At 42.7% G+C, this 21,256-nt stretch carries 20 protein-coding genes; 10 read left to right on the top strand and 10 right to left on the bottom strand.

Features of this window, described 5'->3' with window-relative positions; all coding sequences use genetic code 11:
• The first annotated feature begins 144 nt into the window (after positions 1–144).
• The 3 genes from pnp (at position 145) to PR683_RS09520 (ending at position 5,387) form a co-directional block, all read left to right on the top strand.
• Positions 145–2,268 carry a polyribonucleotide nucleotidyltransferase gene (pnp, locus tag PR683_RS09530; RefSeq protein WP_004907477.1) on the top strand — a complete coding sequence of 708 codons (2,124 nt, stop codon included), beginning with the start codon at positions 145–147 and terminating at the stop codon, positions 2,266–2,268.
• Positions 2,269–2,361: 93 nt separating this feature from the next.
• Positions 2,362–3,279, top strand: coding sequence for a lipoprotein NlpI (gene nlpI, locus PR683_RS09525; RefSeq protein ID WP_004907480.1), 918 nt, complete (start codon positions 2,362–2,364; stop codon positions 3,277–3,279).
• 170 nt (positions 3,280–3,449) lie between these two features.
• Positions 3,450–5,387, top strand: a complete 1,938-nt coding sequence (locus PR683_RS09520) for a DEAD/DEAH family ATP-dependent RNA helicase (protein ID WP_004907484.1) — start codon at positions 3,450–3,452, stop codon at positions 5,385–5,387.
• A 248-nt stretch (positions 5,388–5,635) separates the two neighbouring features.
• Here PR683_RS09520 and btsR read toward each other — a convergent pair whose 3' ends face one another.
• On the bottom strand, positions 5,636–6,352 hold the full coding sequence (gene btsR, locus PR683_RS09515) for a two-component system response regulator BtsR (RefSeq protein ID WP_110731590.1): 717 nt from the start codon (positions 6,350–6,352) through the stop codon (positions 5,636–5,638).
• Between the two features lie 19 nt (positions 6,353–6,371).
• Positions 6,372–8,057: a sensor histidine kinase gene (locus PR683_RS09510; RefSeq protein WP_004907485.1), complete on the bottom strand. Its 1,686-nt coding sequence runs from the start codon at positions 8,055–8,057 to the stop codon at positions 6,372–6,374.
• A 543-nt stretch (positions 8,058–8,600) separates the two neighbouring features.
• Between PR683_RS09510 and PR683_RS09505 the strand changes: the two genes are divergently transcribed.
• From PR683_RS09505 to PR683_RS09495, 3 genes are read left to right on the top strand one after another with little or no spacing between them, the layout of a single operon-like run.
• Positions 8,601–9,572 carry an HlyD family secretion protein gene (locus PR683_RS09505; protein WP_004907488.1) on the top strand — a complete coding sequence of 324 codons (972 nt, stop codon included), beginning with the start codon at positions 8,601–8,603 and terminating at the stop codon, positions 9,570–9,572.
• An 11-nt stretch (positions 9,573–9,583) separates the two neighbouring features.
• Positions 9,584–10,729, top strand: coding sequence for an ABC transporter permease (locus PR683_RS09500; RefSeq protein ID WP_109912115.1), 1,146 nt, complete (start codon positions 9,584–9,586; stop codon positions 10,727–10,729).
• Complete coding sequence (locus PR683_RS09495) at positions 10,729–11,883, top strand: ABC transporter permease (RefSeq protein ID WP_004907491.1); 1,155 nt, start codon at positions 10,729–10,731, stop codon at positions 11,881–11,883. Before PR683_RS09500 ends, PR683_RS09495 begins: the two co-directional genes overlap by 1 nt.
• Here the strand turns inward: PR683_RS09495 and PR683_RS09490 are convergent.
• The 3 genes from PR683_RS09490 to ubiU form a co-directional block, all read right to left on the bottom strand.
• Positions 11,880–12,113: a hypothetical protein gene (locus PR683_RS09490; protein WP_226537978.1), complete on the bottom strand. Its 234-nt coding sequence runs from the start codon at positions 12,111–12,113 to the stop codon at positions 11,880–11,882. The genes PR683_RS09495 and PR683_RS09490 overlap by 4 nt on opposite strands.
• 90 nt (positions 12,114–12,203) lie before the next feature.
• The gene (locus PR683_RS09485) at positions 12,204–13,079 is read right to left on the bottom strand and encodes a U32 family peptidase (protein WP_109912114.1); all 876 of its coding nucleotides are present in this window, start codon (positions 13,077–13,079) and stop codon (positions 12,204–12,206) included.
• A gap of 17 nt (positions 13,080–13,096) precedes the next feature.
• Positions 13,097–14,092: a ubiquinone anaerobic biosynthesis protein UbiU gene (gene ubiU / locus PR683_RS09480; RefSeq protein WP_004907495.1), complete on the bottom strand. Its 996-nt coding sequence runs from the start codon at positions 14,090–14,092 to the stop codon at positions 13,097–13,099.
• A 514-nt stretch (positions 14,093–14,606) separates the two neighbouring features.
• On the opposite strand from ubiU, the gene ubiT reads away from it, so the two are divergent.
• Both ubiT and PR683_RS09470 read left to right on the top strand, forming a co-directional pair.
• The gene (ubiT, locus tag PR683_RS09475; protein ID WP_004907497.1) at positions 14,607–15,131 is read left to right on the top strand and encodes a ubiquinone anaerobic biosynthesis accessory factor UbiT; all 525 of its coding nucleotides are present in this window, start codon (positions 14,607–14,609) and stop codon (positions 15,129–15,131) included.
• The gene (locus tag PR683_RS09470) at positions 15,125–15,628 is read left to right on the top strand and encodes a GNAT family N-acetyltransferase (RefSeq protein ID WP_004907498.1); all 504 of its coding nucleotides are present in this window, start codon (positions 15,125–15,127) and stop codon (positions 15,626–15,628) included. Before ubiT ends, PR683_RS09470 begins: the two co-directional genes overlap by 7 nt.
• On the opposite strand, the gene PR683_RS09465 is transcribed toward PR683_RS09470, so the two are convergent.
• On the bottom strand, positions 15,601–15,939 hold the full coding sequence (locus tag PR683_RS09465; protein WP_272571137.1) for a GIY-YIG nuclease family protein: 339 nt from the start codon (positions 15,937–15,939) through the stop codon (positions 15,601–15,603). The genes PR683_RS09470 and PR683_RS09465 overlap by 28 nt on opposite strands.
• Positions 15,940–16,209: 270 nt before the next feature.
• Here PR683_RS09465 and PR683_RS09460 point away from each other — a divergent pair, with 270 nt between their 5' ends.
• On the top strand, positions 16,210–16,461 hold the full coding sequence (locus PR683_RS09460; protein ID WP_004907501.1) for a DUF1471 domain-containing protein: 252 nt from the start codon (positions 16,210–16,212) through the stop codon (positions 16,459–16,461).
• 306 nt (positions 16,462–16,767) lie between these two features.
• The gene (locus PR683_RS09455) at positions 16,768–17,205 is read left to right on the top strand and encodes a YhbP family protein (RefSeq protein WP_272571138.1); all 438 of its coding nucleotides are present in this window, start codon (positions 16,768–16,770) and stop codon (positions 17,203–17,205) included.
• Here the strand turns inward: PR683_RS09455 and nrdG are convergent.
• The 4 genes from nrdG to pyrI form a co-directional block, all read right to left on the bottom strand.
• Complete coding sequence (gene nrdG / locus PR683_RS09450) at positions 17,202–17,666, bottom strand: anaerobic ribonucleoside-triphosphate reductase-activating protein (protein WP_004907505.1); 465 nt, start codon at positions 17,664–17,666, stop codon at positions 17,202–17,204. The two genes, PR683_RS09455 and nrdG, sit on opposite strands and share 4 nt — an antisense overlap.
• A 4-nt stretch (positions 17,667–17,670) precedes the next feature.
• A complete protein-coding gene (gene nrdD / locus PR683_RS09445; RefSeq protein ID WP_109912112.1) occupies positions 17,671–19,809 on the bottom strand; it encodes an anaerobic ribonucleoside-triphosphate reductase in 2,139 nt (712 codons plus the stop codon).
• 430 nt (positions 19,810–20,239) lie between these two features.
• On the bottom strand, positions 20,240–20,626 hold the full coding sequence (gene ridA / locus PR683_RS09440) for a 2-iminobutanoate/2-iminopropanoate deaminase (protein ID WP_004907508.1): 387 nt from the start codon (positions 20,624–20,626) through the stop codon (positions 20,240–20,242).
• A gap of 162 nt (positions 20,627–20,788) precedes the next feature.
• A complete protein-coding gene (gene pyrI / locus PR683_RS09435) occupies positions 20,789–21,253 on the bottom strand; it encodes an aspartate carbamoyltransferase regulatory subunit (RefSeq protein ID WP_004907509.1) in 465 nt (154 codons plus the stop codon).
• Positions 21,254–21,256: the final 3 nt, after the last annotated feature.

Raw genomic sequence — 21,256 nt, 5'->3', positions numbered from 1 at the left:
CTCTTCGCTGCATCCGATTCGCGCGGCTAATGAGAGAGCTGATCACTGGAATATCAGTATTCTCATTAGTCGCGAGGCTGTAGTAGGAAGAGTAAGCCAATGCTCCCTGAGAATCTCAGGTAGCCTTACAAAAAGGGTAATATAGTGTTAAATCCTATTGTTCGTAAATTCCAATACGGTCAACATACTGTCTCGATTGAAACAGGTATGATTGCACGCCAAGCATCTGCTGCTGTTATGGTTAACATGGATGACACTGCAGTATTTGTGACTGCAGTTGCACAGAAAAAAGTGAAAGAAGGTCAAGACTTCTTCCCTTTAACTGTTAACTATCAAGAACGTACATATGCAGCGGGCCGTATCCCAGGAAGCTTCTTCCGTCGTGAAGGTCGTCCTGGTGAAGGTGAAACGTTAATCGCTCGTCTGATTGACCGTCCTCTACGCCCTCTGTTCCCAGAAGGTTTTTATAACGAAATTCAAATCATTGCGACTGTTGTGTCTGTTAACCCACAAGTTAATCCAGATATTGTTGCGATGATCGGTGCGTCTGCAGTATTAGCACTGTCAGGTGTTCCATTTAATGGCCCAATCGGTGCGGCACGTGTTGGTTTTATCAATGACCAATATGTTCTGAACCCTACAGCAGACGAGCTGAAAAACAGCCGTTTGGACTTAGTGGTTGCAGGTACTGATAACGCGGTATTAATGGTTGAATCTGAAGCTGATTTATTAAGCGAAGAGCAAATGTTAGGTGCGGTGGTATTTGGCCACGACCAACAACAAGTTGTTATTCAGAATATCAATGAATTAGTGAAAGAAGCGGGTAAAGAGAAATGGGATTGGCAGCCAGAGCCAGTTAACCAAGCTCTGCATGACCGTGTTGCACAATTAGCTGAAAGCCGTATGGGCGACGCTTACCGCATCACTGAGAAACAAGAGCGCTACGCGCAGGTTGACTTAATCAAAGAAGAAGTCACTGCAGTATTAGTTGCTGAAGACGAAAACGTTGATGTTTCTGAAGTTGCTGACATTTTAGCAAGCTTAGAAAAACAAGTTGTTCGTAGCCGTGTTATCCGTGGTGAGCCACGCATCGATGGCCGCGAAAAAGATATGGTTCGCGCTCTGGACGTTCGTACAGGAGTTCTGCCACGTACTCACGGTTCTGCACTGTTTACTCGTGGTGAAACTCAAGCACTGGTAACGGCAACGTTAGGTACAGAACGTGATGCGCAGGTTATCGACCAATTAATGGGCGAATATACTGACCGTTTCTTATTCCATTACAATTTCCCTCCATACTCTGTTGGTGAAACTGGTATGGTGGGTTCACCAAAACGTCGTGAAATCGGCCATGGCCGTTTAGCGAAACGTGGTGTGTTAGCAGTAATGCCAGACCACGCTGATTTCCCATACACTATCCGTGTTGTATCTGAAATCACTGAATCTAATGGTTCATCATCAATGGCATCTGTTTGTGGTGCATCATTAGCACTGATGGATGCTGGTGTGCCAATTAAAGCCGCTGTTGCAGGTATTGCAATGGGTCTGGTGAAAGAAGGTAACGATTTCGTTGTTCTGTCTGACATCTTAGGTGACGAAGACCACTTAGGTGACATGGACTTTAAAGTAGCTGGTAGCCGTGAAGGTATCAGTGCACTGCAAATGGACATCAAAATCGAAGGTATCACACGTGAAATCATGCAAGTTGCTCTGAACCAAGCAAAAGGTGCACGTCTGCACATTCTTGGTACAATGGAACAAGCAATTAATGGTCCACGTGAAGAGATCTCTGAATTTGCACCACGCATTTACACGATCAAAATTAACTCAGACAAAATCAAAGATGTCATCGGTAAAGGTGGTTCAGTGATCCGTGCATTAACGGAAGAAACTGGCACAACGATTGAAATCGAAGATGATGGTACTGTTAAGATTGCCGCAACTGATGGCCTGAAAGCGAAAGAAGCCATTCGTCGTATCGAAGACATTACTGCAGAAGTTGAAGTGGGCCGCATTTACCCAGGTAAAGTAACCCGTATCGTCGACTTTGGTGCATTCGTTGCGATTGGTGGGGGTAAAGAAGGTCTGGTTCATATTTCTCAAATCGCGGACAAGCGTGTTGAGAAAGTGACAGATTACCTGCAAATGGGTCAAGAAGTTCCTGTTAAGGTATTGGAAATTGACCGTCAAGGTCGTATCCGTCTTAGCATGAAAGAAGCGGTAGCAACTGAAGAATCAACTGCACAGCCGCAGGACTCAGCAGAGTAAGCTGACCTAACAGCGCTCTATTAAGTTAGGGCGCTATCAGCCTAAATTTGCTGAAACCATAATTTGTAAAGCGTGGTAATGTAAGGGCGGAGTATGTCGAACAGTATCTGTCTTCGGGTGAGAGATTATCGCACGTTACCGCGTGTGCTCTTGGCGCTTATCTTTTTTGTTATTATTGGATGTAGTAGCAAAGATTGGCGAAAGAACGAGGTATTTGCCGTTCCACTTCAACCTTCATTGCAACAAGAAGTGATACTGGCTCGTATGGAACAAATTCTTGCGAGCCGGTCTTTAACCGATGATGAATACGCACAGCTTTTATATGAGCGCGGTGTGTTGTATGATAGTCTCGGTTTAAGGGCACTGGCGCGTAATGATTTTTCAACTGCGTTAGCCATTCGTCCTGATATTCCTGAAGTTTTTAATTTTTTAGGAATATATTTTACGCAGGCAGGCAATTATGATGCTGCCTATGAAGCGTTTGATTCTGTTTTAGAGCTTGATCCAACTTACAATTTCGCGCGAATGAATCGTGGCATCGCATTATATTACGGTGAACGATACAAACTAGCGCAGGATGATCTGCTGGCGTATTATCAGATAGATCCAAATGATCCTTTTCGTACTCTGTGGCTTTATCTCGTAGAGAAAGACATAGACCCGCGTATGGCGCAAGATAATCTTGCCGCCCGCTACAACCAAGCGGAGAAAGGGCAATGGGGCTGGAATATCGTAGAATTCTATCTTGGCAATATCGATGAAAATACATTGATGGCGCGTTTGAAAGAAACGTCTACGGATAACACTTCGCTCGCTGAGCATCTCAGTGAAACTAACTTCTATTTAGGTAAGCATTACCTAAGTCTGGGGGATAAGGATAGCGCAGTTGCGTTATTCAAACTGACGGTAGCTAACAACGCTCACAGCTTTGTTGAACACCGCTATGCATTGTTGGAATTGGCGCTGTTAGGCCAAGAACAAGACGACCTTTTAGAATCGGGCCAGCAATAGCTGACGAACATTTCACGATATTTTTTTAAGTCATCATCCCTCGGGATGACGGCCTATTTGTTCGTTTAATAAACACAATTTGAGCCAGTTCACATTTTAAATGAAAATGACCGAAATGATTTTCGCATGGTTATGTAAACTGGCTGCCATTATGTATGAGGCACCTTTACATGACTACTGAGACCGATATTTCTTTTGCTGAGTTAGGTTTATCAGCATCTATTTTGACAGCACTAAACGACCTGGGATATGAAAAACCATCACCAATCCAACAACAATGTATTCCATTGTTAATGGATGGTAATGATGTATTAGGTATGGCACAAACAGGTAGCGGTAAAACTGCTGCATTTAGTTTGCCATTACTGCATAACATCGACCCAGATTTAAAAGCTCCGCAAATTTTAGTCCTTGCACCAACTCGTGAGTTGGCTGTTCAGGTAGCGGAAGCAATGAGCGATTTCTCTAAACATATGAATCGCGTTAACGTTGTTGCCCTGTATGGTGGCCAACGTTATGACGTACAATTACGTGCGCTGCGCCAAGGACCGCAAATTGTTGTGGGTACACCAGGCCGCCTTCTGGATCACTTAAAACGTGGAACGTTAGACCTCTCTAAATTAAAAGGCTTAGTTTTAGACGAAGCTGATGAAATGCTGCGTATGGGCTTCATTGAAGATGTTGAAAACATCATGAGCCAAATTCCAGCTGAGCACCAAACTGCGCTGTTCTCTGCAACAATGCCTGAACCAATTCGTCGTATTACACGTCGTTTTATGAAAGACCCGAAAGAAATTCGCATTCAGGCTAGCATTACCACTCGTCCAGATATTGCTCAAAGCTATTGGACTGTGTACGGCATGCGTAAAAATGAAGCGTTAGTACGTTTCTTAGAAGCAGAAGACTTTGATGCTGCGATTATTTTCGTACGCACCAAAAATGCAACATTAGAAGTGGCTGAAGCATTAGAACGCAATGGCTACAACAGCGCCGCATTGAATGGTGACATGAACCAAGCACTGCGTGAGCAAACGTTAGAGCGCTTAAAAGATGGTCGTCTAGATATCTTGATCGCTACTGACGTTGCAGCGCGTGGTCTGGATGTTGAGCGTATTAGCTTAGTTGTTAACTACGACATCCCAATGGATGCGGAGTCTTACGTTCACCGTATTGGTCGTACAGGTCGTGCGGGCCGTGCGGGCCGTGCGTTACTGTTTGTTGAGAACCGTGAACGTCGTCTGCTACGTAACGTTGAACGTACGATGAAACTGACTATTCCTGAAGTTGAGTTACCAGATGCAGATCTGCTTAGCCAACGTCGTCAGGCGAAATTTGCTGAGAAAATTCAACAGCAATTAGAAAGCAGCGATTTAGACCAATACCGTTCACTGTTAGCGAAAATGTCCCCATCAGAAGATGTTGATATGGAAACCTTAGCCGCAGCCTTGCTGAAAATGGCACAAGGTGAACGTGCGCTGATCTTGCCACCAGATGCACCGCGTCGCCCACGTCGTGAATTCAACGACCGTGATGATCGTCGTGGTGATCGTCGTGACCGTAATAGCAATGGTAATGGTTTTGACCGTGCAGAACGCGGTGAGCGTGGCGGTCGTCGTGAGCGTCGTGATGTGGGTGATATGGAGATGTACCGTATCGAAGTTGGCCGTGATGATGGTGTGGAAGTTCGTCACATTGTTGGTGCGATTGCTAACGAAGCGGATATCAGCAGCCGTTATATCGGTAATATCAAATTGTACGGAACGCACTCGACAATTGAATTGCCAAAAGGTATGCCAACGGACGTGTTAACTCATTTAAGTCGCGCACGCATTTTGAATAAACCAACTCAAATGCAGCTGATCGGTGATGCACAACCGTTCGAACGTCGTGGCGGTGGTGAGCGTCGTGGTGGTGGTCGTCGTGATGGCGGTAGCGAAGGTGGCTTCGGTGCAGGTCGTCGTAATGACCGTGGCGGTGAGCGCGGTGGTGAACGTCGTGGCGGCGGTGAGCGTCGTGGCGGTGGTAACCGTGACCGTGGTAACTCTGCTCCACGCCAAGATGGCACTAATGCGGCACCTCGTCGTCGTAGCAGCAGCCATAACGCATAATGACTTGGTTTTATAGGGATTAATTCCCTACTAAAACACAAAACCCGCATTTCATTGAAGTGCGGGTTTTTTTATTTAAGTTTGTTTAGCCCTTCTTTCAATCAACCTTCTTCTAGCTTCACTAACTGTCATTATACGATTATTATCCACGTTATTTTTAGCGGCCATAATCAGTTTTAATAAAGCATCTGATTGTTGTGTTTTCAAATTGTTATACATATTAGAGAACAATTTTTCATATTATGATTTTAAGCTAACCCCAATGCCTCTTTTAGTGGTTTTAGATAACGACGGCTAACAGGAATGCGCTCACCTGAGCTCAGTACTAACTCCGCTTGCCCACTGTCACCAAATAAAATTTCGTTTAATTGGGTCATATTGACTAAATATTGGCGATGGCAGCGCACTAAAGGTGTTCGAGTTTCTAAGGTTCGTAAAGTGAGCTCTGTAAAACCTTCCAATCCTTGCGTACTCATTACATACACGCCACTCATTCGCGAGGTGGCATATAGCACTTCATCAAGTTTCATTAAATAAATACGGCTATGGCCAGTGCAAGGGATAAATTTTAGTGGCTCATTGTTACTTAACAGCTCTAGATTTTGTTTTTGCTTGCCTTGGCGTAGGCGGTTTAAGGTCTTTTCTAATCGTTCTGTTTCAAGGGGTTTTAACAAGTAATCAAAAGCATGTTCTTCAAAAGCCTGAATGGCAAATTCATTAAAAGCGGTAAGAAAGACAATATAAGGGCGGTCTTCTGGATCTAGCATGCGTACCATTTCTAAACCCGTTAGGCGTGGCATTTGAATATCCAAAAAGACCACATCAGGCTTTTTTTTATGGATGATGCCAATCGCTTCTATTGCGTTGGCACATTCGCCAATAATTTCAATATCATCGTGTTCTTCGAGCAGGCAACGCACATTTTCCCGTGCAAGAGGTTCGTCATCAACAATCAATACATTCATAGAGGTAATTTAATCATTATTATGTTGTAGCCAAATAAGGCAGGCGAATTTTCATTCGGGTGAATTTTTCTGGCTCGTGTTCTACGCTGATGCCATATTGCTCACCATATTTTAAACGTAAGCGCCTATCGACTAAGCCCATCCCTAAGCCATCAGACTGTTTTGCAGGCTTATATAGCCCTGCGTTATCTTCTATTTCGATATACACATGTTCACTGCCGATATAACTACGTATTGTAATATAACCCGTTTCTAATAACTGTGAGGTGCCATGTTTAATTGCATTTTCAACCAATGGTTGTAGGGTAAATGCAGGCAGTTCAACCTGTTTGACTTCATCAGGGATCTCAATATGAATTTGTAAGCTTTCTTGAAAACGGGCTTTTTCTATCTGTAAATAGGCATTGATATGTTCAATTTCTTCGCCGAGTGTGGCACTTTGCTCGGGCCGTTTTAGGTTATTACGGAAAAACGTCGAAATATACTGCACAAGCTGGCCTGCTTGTTGGCTATCTTTGCGGATCACGGCTTGCAGAGTGTTGAGCACATTGAACAAAAAGTGAGGATTTACTTGAGCGTGAAGCAGCTTAACTTCGGATTGCAACAATGATTGTTTGTTGCGTTCATATTGGCCCGCTAAAATTTGTGCAGAAAACAAGCTGGCAATTCCTTCACCGAGAGTACGGTTTATGGAACTAAACAGGCTATTTTTCGCTTCATACAGTTTAATGGTACCAATCACTTTTTCGTTTTCTCCGCGTAATGGGATCACTAACGCAGAGCCGAGTTTACAGGTGGGGCTTAATGAACATTTATACGGGGTCTCATTGCCGTCAGCATAGACGACTTCATTATTTTCAATAGCTTGCCTTGATTGGCTTGACGAAATCGGTGTCCCGGGTCGATGGTGGTCAGCGCCAATGCCAATAAACGCGAGTATTTTTTCACGATCTGTAATGGCGACAGCACCAATTTCTAACTCTTGATAAATAATCTTAGCGACCTTCATGCTGTTGTCAGCATTAAAGCCTTTACGCAGAATCCCTTCAGTCGTTAAAGCAATTTTTAGTGCCTGAGCAGAGAACGCGGTAGTGTATTTCTCAACAATCGCACGGCGGTCGAGTAAAATTCGAATAAACATTGCCGCACCAATAGTATTCGCGATCACCATCGGTGCAGCGATATTTTTAACGAGTTCTAGCGCTTCATCGAAAGGTTTCGCCAGCAATAAAATAATTAGCATCTGTATGATTTCAGCGATAAAAGTGACACAACTGGCAATCATAGGATTAAAAATTTTATTAATTTCGCCACGTTTCATAAAGTAACGATGAACTAACCCGCCAATCAATCCTTCAACAATGGTCGAGACCATACAAGCAAAGGCGCTCATCCCTCCTAATGAATAACGATGCAGCCCACCAGTGAAACCGACAGCAAAGCCGACCACAGGGCCGCCTAATAGGCCGCCAAGTACGGCTCCAATAGCGCGAGTATTGGCAATAGAATCATTGATATGCAAACCAAAATAAGTACCGATAATGCAAAATACCGAGAAAATCAGGTAGCACATGACTTTATGCGGTAAGCGGATGGTCACCTTCAGAAGAGGGATAACTAATGGTGTGCGGCTAAGCGCCCAAGCAATAACGAGGTAGACACACATTTGCTGGAGTAGGAGTAATATTAAATCAAATTCGTACATGCTCGTCATAATTCGTGATGTGGGGGTGTTGACTTCGTCATCTCGCCCTAGTCACATACTGATGTATGCTCCTAGGGTCTCGCTTCCTCGTCGCCTACCCACATCGCGAATTATTTAGAGCATGGCTCGTTATGTTTCACGTTGTGGGGGTGTTGGCTGCTCTCGCCTACTCGGGTCACATGCTGATGTATGCTTCCCAAGATAGTCTCGCTTGCCGCCTACCCACATCGCGAATTATTTAGAGCATGGCTCGTCGTGTTCACGTTGTGGGATTCTTATTTGGGGTTGAGTTATTTACTATTGTTATCTATTTTTAGTATTTATTTGGCTAGTCATTATACCGTAAGTCATTGGCTAAGTAATCGGCATTTGAGAAAAGTGCACTCATCATTATTTGACATAAGGTAGAAATCGCTTCAATATTAGTCAATGTCCTACCTTTTCGTGATCTTGCGCACGAATTTATTAACGCTGTATTTAACTTTCTTGTCATACTCTAGGGATGATAGTTTCCCCCGTTATTATTTAAGGTTCACATAAATAATGAAAAAAAGAACAATAGCACTGATTTTGCTGATGCTTATCTTAATCGCAGCAGCGGCACTTTTTCATTCCCATAACCAATATTTATTGTTACAGGGAGAGGTGGATGCACCCGAGGTAATCGTCACCTCGAAGGCAAAAGGACGAGTGATAGAACGGCACGTAGAGCGTGGCGATGATGTCAAACAAGGGCAATTACTGATAACTCTAGAGAGCCCAGAACTGCAAGCGCAATATGAGGCATCGAAATCCGCGAGAGACCAAGCAAAAGCGCAACTAGAACAATCCATGAATGGGACTCGTGTTGAAACCATCCGCGATTTACAAGCCTCATTATCACAAGCCAATTCTCAATATCAAAATGCGTCTCGTGAATATGCTCGTTTGAGTAATTTGAAAGGTAAAGGGTATGTTTCCGCGAATGAGCTTGATAATGCACGTAAAGCCAAAGATGTGGCTTTTTCGCAAGTGCAAAGTGCAAAAGCGCGCTTAGATGAGGGCTTACATGGTGACCGTATAGAGCAACGCCAACAATATGAAGCGGCATTACAACAAGCAGAACATAAACTTGCTGAAATCCAAGTACAAATTGATGACTTGCAAGTAAAAGCCCCTGTAGATGGCGAAGTTGGCCCTATTCCTGCTGAAATAGGTGAACTTTTCAATGCCGGTAGTCCTTTAATTTCATTAATTCGACTTCCTCAAGCTTATTTTGTCTATAACTTGCGTGAAGATATTTTAGTTGATGTGAAAAAAGGCGACAAAGTGCAACTTGATGTGCCTGCCTTGGGGAATAAGTTAATTGAGGCTGAGGTTCGCTATATCGCACCGAAAGGTGACTATGCGACAAAACGAGCGACACGTGCAACCGGTGACTTCGATTTAAAAACATTTGAAATTCGTTTATACCCTGTAGAGCCGATTGAAGGGCTAAGGCCTGGTATGAGTGTATTATGGCACTGGGATAAGTAAAAGGTGTTGCCATGAAATTTAAGTTCGCTTGGCACGGTTTTGAGCACGCCTTTAGCCGTGAAACCCAAATGGCTATTCGTAGCCCTGTTTTTCATTGGTTAAGCTGGCTGTTTCCATTAATGCTGTTTACGTTAGTTAGTGCTAACTTTTCAGAGGGGACATTGATGGATTTACCCGTTTCTGTGGTGGACAATAACCATAGCCCAGTGTCTCGGCAAATTATTCGTGACCTCGATGCGGGTTCACATGCGGATGTGAAAACCATTGATGACAATCTCAGTACATCATTAAAAAGACTCGGTAGTTCAAAAGATTACGCGTTATTGTACATTCCTCATAACTTCGAAGAAGATGTCTTACGGGGGCGTCAACCTGAGCTACGTATGTATTATAATGCGCTCTTCTATGCATCAGGCAGTTATGCGATTCAAGATTTTAGTGGGTTAGTGGCAGAGCTGAATGCGAAGTATCGCCAAGAAATGGCCAAGTCAATGGGAAAGGCGTTGCCTCCGTTAGCCCAAGTGACACTTTCTTATGACAGTTTATTTAACCCGAGCGGTAGTTATATTTATTATCAGCAGTTTGCTGCAACCATTCATATGCTCCAGCTGTTTGTTGTTACCGCAACAATCTATACGATGTCACGAGGTTCTACCTTACAAAGTGTTAAACCGTTTGTGATGGCGTTACTTGGGAAGTTAGCCCCTTATACCTTATTTTTCAGTATATTACTTGCTGTAGAGATTGCGGCATTAGTTACTATTTTTGATGCTAAAGTGGTAGGAAACCCGTTGTATATGATTATATTAGGGTTTTTCTATGTCATAGCAGCGCAGAGTATTGGTTTATTGCTGTTTAGTTTTACCTCAAGTGCCATTATGGCGTATAGCTTGATAGGGATGCTGGTGAGTATCGCTTTGGCCTTTTCGGGTATGGCGGTACCGGAACTGTCAATGATATTGCCTGCACAAATTATTTCGAATATTGAACCACTTACACATACGTTAAATGCCATGTTTGATATTTTCTTGCGGGAGATTTCCTTTGCTCGCATTGTTCAAGTGTGTCTATTCTTATTGATTTACCCATTTGTCATTGGCTTTTTAATTCGTAAGCGTTTAGTCAAACGGTTAGAAAACCAAGGAGGGGTTGTCTGATGGCTATTTATTTTGCAACCTTTCGTAAAGTGCTACTGGGAATGCTGGAAAAACCGATGTGGCTATTATTGTTGGTTTCTCTGTGCGTCATGAGCTTAGTTTATGCAAAGCCCGTTCTTTGGGATTTACCTGTTGCTGTGATTGATATGGATCACAGCACAGCAAGCCGCGAGTTAATCCGTGACCTCGATGCGACACCGAAAGTGGAATTGCAAAGTTATGATAACCTTGCTCAAGCGCGTCAAGATATGATCGCGAGAAAACTATTCGCGATAATTATCATTCCAACGGATTTCCAACAACATTTACTGAGCGGTAAAAATATCACGGTGCCAGTGTATGGAGATGGAACCAACCGGCTAGCGAGTGGGCAAATTCAGCAAGAGTTATCAAAAGCCTACCAAACCCTGCTCAATGCTTATAACACCCAATTACTCACTAAAGCAGGTTATAGCCAAGAGCAGGCTAAAGTGATTATTACCCCTATCCGCAGTGAAACTGAGCCATTGTATAACCCAGGGATCAGCTTTGCAGCGATCGTTTTTCCTGGCTTATTGGTGATGTTATTGCAGCACTCCTTACTGATTGCCTGTGTACGAGTCAGTATCGCGGTGCGTTCTACGCCTAAAGGAAAGCCGCCATTAGCCGTTTATTTAGGGGCGTTATCTGCTTTAATTCCGATCTGGTTATTTTTATCCACTGTATTTTTCGCGCTTTGGCCATGGGTATTGGGCTACCGACAAGAAGCGCCATTGTATGTAATTTGGATGTTCACGTTCCCATTCCTATTAGCTGTTTTAGGGCTTGGCAAGTTAGTGACGGAATGTTTACGCAGTGTTGAAATGATTTACTTAACTTTGGCATTTATTACCACCCCGGTGTTTTATATGTCAGGCACGATTTGGCCACTACAGGCGATGCCTGATTGGGTACGTATGATTGCCTCTGCATTACCATCTACATGGGCTACAAACGCCATGGCAGGCCTTAACCAAATGGGATTACCGTTTAGTGATGTACTTATGGATATCGTGATGATGTTGATTTTAGGCGTTATTTACACGGTTATTGGGGTATTCATTGGTATGCTCCGAGATGGAGAATTACGCCATATTAGCCATATGTTTAACCGTTGGCGCAGGCATCGGCATTAACCGTTATTTTTGAGTAGGAAACCTATTGCTGAGTTGGGATCAACGGCTTTTGTTGCCATTTTTGCTTCTTGGCTTAAGGTTTCCCAGTCATCAGGAGGGCTACCTGTACTTAGCATTGAGGCAAATACTTGATAGGCATCACGTATAGCCGCAGGGATAGTTGTTTGGCTGCATTCGGTAAGGTGGGATTTTGCACGTAAAGACACGGTGCTTGGGTCTATATCAATCATTTTATTTACCTCAAAACTTTCCAGTCTATCCTCAGTGTAATGCAAATGCATTGTACCTGAGGATAGGTGGTTATAAGGTGGATAATTGATTTAAGGCACCATCGACAATCCTGCAATTTGTCGCCAATAACCATTGCAATTTTTATCTGAAATATTCAATGGAATATCCCCATTTTCATTCGCTTTAAATTGCTTGAATATCTCAAGTGACTCAATACCTTCAGGGGATATGCGTACAATATCCACAAGGTCATGCATTGAATACAGGTCATTGCCAAGGTTATAGCAAGCACCACTGAGCGTTTGAATACCATTCAACGTAAACACCTGCTGATGTTCCTGAGAAAGCACCTTGCGCCCTTGTGGGTAGTTTATACAACAAGTTTCGCATTCATCTTTTTGCTTATTTTCAGAGCGCGCAGTAAAGCAGCGTGCGGAATAGGCAAGTGGTAAGTGACCGTAGCTCATTACTTCAACATCAAATTTGCCACGAATACCGATGTCATCGCACTGATTTAGCAAATTAACCAGCCAGTCACGCGATAACTCTACAGGCATACACCAGCGCACCATACCTTGGCGTAACAGAATATTTAAGGTTTGTGCGTTATAGCAATTCAAACCGTGACCAGCGACAAAAGGAAGGTTTCTTTCGACTAACATGTTGATCACACCAAAATCATGGGCTTCAACGAGAAACTCGCCATTATCAACTAATTTGCTGATTTCTTTAAGTTCGGAAGGAGCTTGAAGAAGAGCAAGGGTACTCAGAACAATTTGTTTGCCACTCTTGGCGAGTTGTTGTGCGAGTTCTATCCAGTCATTGGGCTTCATTTCTCGGCGTTTACTACACACCGTCTCACCGAGATAAATAATATCAGCGTCGCTTTGCATGGCGTGTTGATAAAAATCTTCCAGCGTTTGTTTTGGCCAGTAATAAAGAATAGATCCTAACGAGTACTGCATGATATTTACCTTTTAAATTACTGCCATTTACGATGATAGGCACCCAATGTGGTTTGGCTTCCTTCAGACAGCCCACCTAACGCTTTTAGCCATTTCGGGTCAGTGACAAAATTGTTAGGGTTGGATTTGAAGCGGTCGATGGCTTGGCGCCAAATACGCGTCACTTCAGTCACATAAGCAGGACTGCGCTGGCGGCCTTCAATTTTGACAGAGGCAATATTTGCTGCCATCAGTTCAGGTAATAATTCAATGGTGTTGAGGCTGGTAGGCTCTTCAAGGACATGATATTTCTGTTCATCGACAAGATAACGTCCTTTACATAGCGTTGGGTAGCCTGCATTTTCATCTTTTTGGTAACGGTCTATCAACACATTATTGAGGCGTGATTCCATTCCTTCTTCCGTTTGTTGCCAACGAACAAAACGGGCTGGAGAGCATGCGCCTACCGTATTTGGTGACTCACCTGTGAGATAAGAAGACAGATAGCAGCGCCCTTCAGCCATGATACATAAACTACCAAAAGCAAACACTTCCAGTGGCACAGGGCTATTTTTGGCTAATTGTTTTACTTGGTGAATAGATAGCACACGTGGAAGGACAACGCGGTGGACTTGGAAATTACGTTCATAGAAGCGGATGGCTTCAGTATTGGTCGCTGAGGCTTGGACAGAAACGTGCCTTTCAATATGTGGGTATTTATTTGCAGCGTACTCTAACATGGCAATATCGGCTAAGATCAAGGCATCAGCACCAAGATCTGCGGCAAGATCGACGGAGTTTTGCCAACGTTCGTAACCATTAGGATGTGCAAACGTATTAATCGCAATATGTAATTTTCGTTTACGGTTATGGATATAGCGCTCAGCTTCATGCAGTTTTTTTTCAGTAAAATTAAGTCCTGCGAAATGCCGTGCATTGGTATCATTTTTTAGTCCAATATAAACGGCATCAGCGCCGTTATCGACCGCCGCTTTTAATGCGGGCAAATTCCCTGCGGGGCAGAGTAATTCCATTGTCCTATCCCTGTGTAAAATTTAACAGCTGACATTCTAGTCAACAGAACTGTTATAGATTTTGATTTAGAGCAGAGAAATTGTTAATGGATATCAGTATTCGTTAATTAAGGTCGTTAGGGAAATAAGGGGGCTGGTGGGTAATAAAGCAACTTTACCAAATGAAAGAGGATAAGTTTTATAAATAGGGTATATGAATTATTTATGACTAGTTTTTGATCGTTTATTGGAACGGATAGGTAATTAGGGATGATTTTTTATCCATGGGAAGTGAGAAATAAATATTGGCGGGATGGGCAAAAATTGATATAGGATCAAGCCAATAATAACATTTTTTGGCAAGATAACTTATCGTGAGTCAAATGTTAGGTTAATGGCTTCAATAAATGGGGTTATTAGCGTCGAAAATTTAATCGTCTAAATATGCAATATGTTACCCTAAATAATTCGAGCTGCTACTGCTGTTAAGTAGTTACACGAAAACGGGCAGACAATTACTACGGGAGTCAGTACTGTGTTAGGTAAAATTCGTTCTCAACTCATCACGAAAGGCCCTTCATTTTTGAAACTGCCTTTAAAAGTAACCCCATTCGCATTGCAGCGCCAAGTTCTTGAGCAATTACTAAGCTGGCAATTTCGTGAATCAGTGAAAGAAGGGGAACTTGATTTTCTCGAAGACAAATGGCTAAAGGTTGAAGTTCGTGACTTAGCGTTAGTCTGGTTTATCAGTTTGCAAGGTGGCCAACTGTCCGTCAAACAGCATGCAGAGGCTGATGTTAGTGTGAGTGGTAATGCGAATGATCTAGTACTGATCGCCGCGCGTAAAGAAGACCCTGATACGCTCTTTTTCCAACGTAGGTTGGTGATTGAAGGGGATACAGAGCTTGGCCTCTATGTGAAAAACTTAATGGATGCTTTTGAACTCGAAAATATGCCAGCTCCGTTGCGTTTTGCTTTATTACAATTGGCTGATGTAATTAAAACCGTGCATGAAAGTGAGGACGTAGAGCATAAGTCGCCTGCGTTAACTTCATGCTAATTCGAGTTGAAATCCCTGTCGACGCAATGGGTATTGATAAATTATTGCGTGAAACGTTTCCAACTGAAGCAGAAGCTAATCTTGTTCAACATTTACGTGAGGATGGTTTGCTAACTCTCGGGGTTGTGGCAACAAATGATGATGGTGAAGTGATTGGCTATGTAGGCTTCACGCCTGTCGACGTTAACGATGAAGACGTGCAATGGGTTGGCCTTGCACCATTAGCGGTAAATAAAGCGCATCAAGGCCAAGGGATTGCAGAAAAACTGGTCTATGAAGGGTTAGATAGCCTCAATGAGTTTGGTTATGGTGCAGTCGTTGTACTGGGGGATGAACGCTACTATTCGCGCTTCGGTTTTGAACCCGCTGCAAGTCACGGTATAAGCTGCCAATGGCCTGAACAACAAGCTCATTTTTTGGTTTGTGGCTTAGAGAATGGTGAAATTGGCGAACACCAAGGTTTGGTGACTTACTCTTCACACTTCAATAATTTATAGTTAGCTAAGTAGTTAACTAAGTCATCGGGCTGGTCTATGACCAGCCTTTCTTTTGTTTTTTTATTCAGTTGCTTAACTTGATATTCTATTTTCGACGCTGCTGAACGAGAACCAATAAAACACGAGAATGCTAATGTCAGTGGCATTTTCCCTTTCAATGCTTTTGCCCCTGTTCCTGCTTTATGTTGCTCAAAACGACGTTGCACATTGGTGGTGATACCACAATACAAGGCGTTATTTTTCTCTCTCACCAAGTAAAGATACCAGTCATTTTGTTCTAATTGGCTATTATTTAGTGTTTTTTTTATCATTTTGTGCTGATTTATAAGGGAAAAATATTGGGTGAACAACGAATATATTCGTTAAGTAAGATATTTATAACATATTAAAATTTAAATAAAAAATGATATGAAACTGTCACAAATTTGTAACCTCAATCTAAGTTATGATTCAAATTATTTGAATAACTATAGCAAAATTAGCTAATTTTCTTTTCAAACTAAAGCGCATAATATGATCCATATCACAGAGGGACAGTAAAAATCCCAACTAAAAATCAAGTTTACAAGAAGGAATATACAATGAAAAAATCAACATTATTTGCTGCTGCTTTAGCTTTAGGTGCTGCATCATTCGGTTCAATGGCTGCTGAAGAAGTTCAACATACTAGTCAGCCAGCTGCGGGTTATGTCTCAGTAACAGGTGCAGTGAGTGTCAATGACCTGACCGCACAATTAGCCAAAAAAGCTGATGAAGCTGGTGCAACTTCATTCCGTGTGATTTCTGCTGGTGGTGAAAACTCAATGAATGGTACCGCGGCTATCTATAAATAAATTTATTCGTCATATTTACTCGTCATACTTCGAGCCGTAGCGTTGTTGGCCGCGTTCATTCGCACTAGTCACATACTTATGTATGCTCCTAGCGCCTCGTTCACTTGCCGCCTAGCTACAACTCCAATTATTTAGAGTAATGACTCGAATTTAGTTGGCGTATAGGCCTAAAAATATTTAGGTTAATATTTCAGCTAGTTAGAGTATAGTAATAGCGAATTTTATGCCTACGTTCAGAACGGTTTAAGCAAGCTTAAGGGGAATCCCCCAAAAGCTTGTTCTGAACGGGTTTACATGGAAACCGCTATGACGCCTGAACAAACTTTAAAGCACATCCAGCGCTATATTGCCCGCCAACACGTTTTCTCTCTTTTTACTCACCATAACAATGATATCTGGCCTGCCAGTTGTTACTATGCATTTGATGCGAAAACGATGTGCCTGGTTTTAATGACAGACGCGAATTCAAGGCATGGGCAATTGATGGTGGCTAACTCGCAAGTTGCTGGCACAATATCAGCGCAAACCAAAGCCGTTAATGCAATACAAGGTATTCAATTTACAGGTGAAATTAAAATATTAGAAGGTGAGGAAGAACGGCTTGCCCGCGGTTTTTACTGTCGTCGTTTCCCTGTGGCATTAGTAGCGAAACTGCCTGTTTGGCAGCTTCACTTGCGGAATGTCAAAATGGTCGATAACAAATTAGGTTTTGGTACCAAACTACATTGGGAATGCCAAATTTAGCGCAATTTGTGGATCACTTGATTGGAGCTACCGCGCCAAATTAAGCGTGGGTCATGTAAATCCTGTTCAAATTTACCGTCAATTACGGTATTAACTAAACTCACCACTTTTTGTTGTTCAAGCGTCAAATCACTCAATATGTATCCTGTCCATAACCAAATATCCTTATCTGGGCAAACGGCTTTTACGCGTTTAACTAACTTGAGCACCGCAGGCAAGTTGGCTGGGTGTAGCGGGTCTCCGCCCGACAGGGACAAACCCTGTCGACGAATACGCGTGTCTTGCAAATCTTGGATAATTTGATCTTCCATTTCTTGGGTGAATGGCACACCTGAATCTACTCGCCATGTGCTTTGATTGTAACAACCACGGCATTGATGAACACACCCTGCCACAAACAGTGTACAGCGAGTTCCGGGGCCATTGACGACATCAACAGGATAATATTGGTGATAATTCATAGTATTAACCTATTTGACCGTTACCTAAATGCTTAATACGGCGTTTTACTTCTTCTTGTTTACCTGCATTAAATGGTCTTGCATCTGGGCTGCCTAAATAGCCACACACACGGCGGATAACCGAAACTCGGTTAGTATCATGGTTACCACAAGCAGGGCAGGTAAAGCCTTTGCTGGTGCAGGAAAACTCACCGGAAAAACCGCATTCATAACACTCATCAATGGGTGTGTTAGTACCATAATAAGGCACATGTTGATAGCTGTAGTCCCACACGTCTTCTAAGGCTCTAACATTATGTTGTAAGTTTGGATATTCGCCATAACAGATAAAACCGCCATTCGCGAGTGCAGGGTAAGGCGCTTCAAAATCAATTTTATCGTAAGGATTCACCTGTTTTTCAACATCTAGATGGAAGCTGTTTGTATAGTAACCTTTGTCGGTAACACCTGGTATCACACCAAATTCAGCGGTATCGAGACGGCAGAAGCGGTCACATAGGTTTTCACTTGGTGTGCTGTATAAACTGAAACCATAGCCTGTTTGGGCTTTCCATTCATCAGTGGCTTGGCGTAAGTGGTTGACAATTTCGACGGCTTTTTCACGTAATTTTTCGTCATCATAGACATGGGTCTGTGTGCCAAAAAGTGCATTGATGGTTTCATGCAACCCAATGTAACCTAACGAAATGGACGCGCGACCATTTTTGAAGATCTCAGCAACGTTGTCATCCGCTTTTAAGCGAACTCCGCAGGCGCCTTCCATATACAAAATTGGGGCAACACGCGCTTTTACGGTTTCTAAACGGGCAATGCGAGTCATTAAGGCTTTTTTGGCAATGGCTAAACGTTCATCCAGTAATGCCCAAAACGCATCTTCGCTGCCCTGTGCTTCGATAGCAATACGAGGCAAATTGAGGCTAATAACGCCTAAATTGTTGCGCCCATCGTGAATTTGTTGCCCATTTTCTTCATAGATACCCAAGAAACTGCGGCAGCCCATCGGCGTTTTAAATGATCCAGTAACATCAACGACACGGTCGTAGTTAAGAATATCGGGGTACATGCGCTTACTGGCACACTCTAAAGCGAGTTGTTTTATGTCGTAATTAGGGTCACCCAATTTATGGTTTAGGCCATCTTTAATTGCGAATACGAGCTTAGGGAAAACCGCCGTTTTACGATTTTTGCCAAGGCCCGCAATGCGGTTTTTCAGAATAGATTGCTGAATTAATCGTGCTTCTTTAGAGGTTCCAAGGCCAAAACCAAAGGTGACAAATGGAGTTTGGCCATTCGCAGTGTGAAGTGTATTAACTTCATACTCTAAAGATTGAAAGGCGTCGTAACACTCTTTATCGGTGCGGCTGTGTGCATAACCCTCTGCGTCTGCAATTCCCCATTCTTTGGCGACGTTTAGGTGTTTTTCGAAGCTAATTGCCACATATGGCGCTAAAATTTCGTCAATACGGTTAATGGTTGTGCCCCCATAAATATGGCTTGCAACTTGGGCAATAATTTGTGCGGTAACGGCTGTTGCGGTTGAAATAGACTTTGGCGGCTCTATTTCGGCATTTCCCATTTTAAACCCGTTAGTTAACATGCCTTCAAGGTCAATTAACATACAGTTAAACATTGGAAAGAAGGGAGCATAGTCGAGGTCATGATAGTGAATTTCACCGCGTTCGTGTGCGATAACGACATCTCTTGGTAAAATATGCTGTTTTGCATAGTGTTTAGCGACAATACCCGCGAGTAAATCGCGTTGTGTCGGGATCACTTTACTGTCTTTATTGGCATTTTCATTGAGTAAAGAGACGTTACTTTGTTCGATTAGCCCACGAATGTCATGAGTCAATTGGCTGCGTTTTTCACGTTCGCTGTCTCTATCGTGGCGATATTCAATATAAGCACGAGCTAAGTCTTTATAAGGCCCGGCCATTAGTTGGTCTTCAACCGCATCTTGAATGTCAGCGATATCCACTCGGTCACGGCTGCAAAGTTGTTCTGTGACGACAGAAGCAACCTGAAGACAATAATCGTCATCCTTAACATTCACAGCAGCCGCTGCGCGTTTAACGGCTTCCTGAATTCGTGGAAGGTCAAAACCGACCTGACAACCATCTCTTTTAATAACAACCGTTCCCACGGGCATTCTCCTTGTTAAGTTATCCACAATACGACTTCAGCTATTCGCCATGTTTATCACGGGTACTAATCTGTGGATAAAATGTGAATAAATACTATATGTTGTGTCAATTGGTGTAATTAAAGCACAATATGTGGGATATTGCTTTTATTTAGATCGCTAACATTTGATTTAAAACAAAGAAAAAAATAATTTGTATGAAGATCAAAAGCGCAGAGGAAATAAATCTTTTCAGTTACTAGGATTCATTTTAATCATGCAAATAAAGTGTGTGTAATCGAATTTCCATCAGCGGAAAACGGGAAAAGTAGAGTTATAGTGTACAATCGGGAAGTTTTATGAGGACGGTAATACGTTTGGGGTGACAAAATCAGCGGGAAAAATAAAGACACCCCACTCAAAGCATGGGGTGTTTGGCTCGAACTAATCGTTATTTACGTACTGCGATTGCTTCGATTTCAATTTTTACGTCTTTTGGCAGACGAGCAACTTCAACACAAGAGCGAGCTGGGAATGGTGCATTATGTTGCTTGAAAAACTCTTCATAGGTGGCATTCACTGTCGCGAAGTCATTTAAATCTTTTACAAATACCGTTGTTTTCACGATATTAGCCGCACTTAAGCCAGCTTTTTCTAAAATTGCTTTTACGTTAGCCAGTGATTGGCGAGTTTGTGCTGCGATATCTTCAGGCACTTCACCGGTTTTAGGGTCAACAGGGATTTGACCTGATGTGATAACCATACTACCCAAATCTACGCCTTGAACGTAAGGACCGATCGCTGCTGGTGCGTTTTCTGTATTGATTTCGTATGACATAACTACTCCGTTTCATCACGTAAAGAGAAAATACTCATCATGTGGCAAGCCACAGCAGTGTTTGTGGCTTGGTGTGACTTTGAGTATAACTTTATGGGGTATTAGGCGCTATTATAAACATGGATTGCACCTAGACAACACCGCAGTCTACGCAAAAACAACCTACTGGTTATTGATCACAGCGTCTCTATCGAACTCTTTTTCGCAGAATTTACACGTCAGTGCGACTTCTTTGCCGATTTTTTTCACTCGGAAACTGCTTGATACGGGCTCATTATGGCTAATACAGTTGCTATTTGGGCAAATTAACACATTGTCGATATACTGAGGCAGTGTGAGTTCAAGCTTTTCGACCACTTGGTAATCTTCAATGCGATTCACAGTGGCTTCAGGGGCATACATAGCTAATTGGTTAGCTTGCTCAGGAGTTAAAAAGGTATTTTCAATTTTGATAATATCTTTCTTGCCTAAGTTGCTTGAAGGTAAATTTAAACCAATGGTGATGCGCTCATCCGTTTTGGTCAGTTTGAACAGTTTGAGTAATTTGAAGCCAATTTGAGCAGGAATGTGGTCAATCACTGTACCGTGGCTGATTGCTTCAACTTGTAATTTATGGTCGTGTGTCATGAT

This window comes from Providencia sp. PROV269 (assembly GCF_028477785.1).
GTDB classification, from domain to species: Bacteria; Pseudomonadota; Gammaproteobacteria; order Enterobacterales; family Enterobacteriaceae; genus Providencia; species Providencia rettgeri.
Note: the sequence above shows the minus strand (reverse complement) of the source record. Positions and strands in the feature narration are given on the sequence as shown.

What these genes read in the sequence shown, in the direction of transcription:
- PR683_RS09495 (WP_004907491.1), top strand. Translation starts at nt 10,729, where the DNA reads ATGGCTATTTATTTTGCAACCTTTCGTAAAGTGCTACTGGGAATGCTG.
- PR683_RS09470 (WP_004907498.1), top strand. Translation starts at nt 15,125, where the DNA reads ATGCTAATTCGAGTTGAAATCCCTGTCGACGCAATGGGTATTGATAAA.
- PR683_RS09465 (WP_272571137.1), bottom strand. Translation starts at nt 15,939, where the DNA reads ATGATAAAAAAAACACTAAATAATAGCCAATTAGAACAAAATGACTGG.
- btsR (WP_110731590.1), bottom strand. Translation starts at nt 6,352, where the DNA reads ATGAATGTATTGATTGTTGATGACGAACCTCTTGCACGGGAAAATGTG.
- PR683_RS09505 (WP_004907488.1), top strand. Translation starts at nt 8,601, where the DNA reads ATGAAAAAAAGAACAATAGCACTGATTTTGCTGATGCTTATCTTAATC.
- PR683_RS09490 (WP_226537978.1), bottom strand. Translation starts at nt 12,113, where the DNA reads ATGATTGATATAGACCCAAGCACCGTGTCTTTACGTGCAAAATCCCAC.
- PR683_RS09510 (WP_004907485.1), bottom strand. Translation starts at nt 8,057, where the DNA reads ATGTACGAATTTGATTTAATATTACTCCTACTCCAGCAAATGTGTGTC.
- pyrI (WP_004907509.1), bottom strand. Translation starts at nt 21,253, where the DNA reads ATGACACACGACCATAAATTACAAGTTGAAGCAATCAGCCACGGTACA.
- nlpI (WP_004907480.1), top strand. Translation starts at nt 2,362, where the DNA reads ATGTCGAACAGTATCTGTCTTCGGGTGAGAGATTATCGCACGTTACCG.
- PR683_RS09460 (WP_004907501.1), top strand. Translation starts at nt 16,210, where the DNA reads ATGAAAAAATCAACATTATTTGCTGCTGCTTTAGCTTTAGGTGCTGCA.
- PR683_RS09520 (WP_004907484.1), top strand. Translation starts at nt 3,450, where the DNA reads ATGACTACTGAGACCGATATTTCTTTTGCTGAGTTAGGTTTATCAGCA.
- ridA (WP_004907508.1), bottom strand. Translation starts at nt 20,626, where the DNA reads ATGTCATACGAAATCAATACAGAAAACGCACCAGCAGCGATCGGTCCT.
- PR683_RS09500 (WP_109912115.1), top strand. Translation starts at nt 9,584, where the DNA reads ATGAAATTTAAGTTCGCTTGGCACGGTTTTGAGCACGCCTTTAGCCGT.
- ubiU (WP_004907495.1), bottom strand. Translation starts at nt 14,092, where the DNA reads ATGGAATTACTCTGCCCCGCAGGGAATTTGCCCGCATTAAAAGCGGCG.
- PR683_RS09485 (WP_109912114.1), bottom strand. Translation starts at nt 13,079, where the DNA reads ATGCAGTACTCGTTAGGATCTATTCTTTATTACTGGCCAAAACAAACG.
- nrdG (WP_004907505.1), bottom strand. Translation starts at nt 17,666, where the DNA reads ATGAATTATCACCAATATTATCCTGTTGATGTCGTCAATGGCCCCGGA.
- PR683_RS09455 (WP_272571138.1), top strand. Translation starts at nt 16,768, where the DNA reads ATGACGCCTGAACAAACTTTAAAGCACATCCAGCGCTATATTGCCCGC.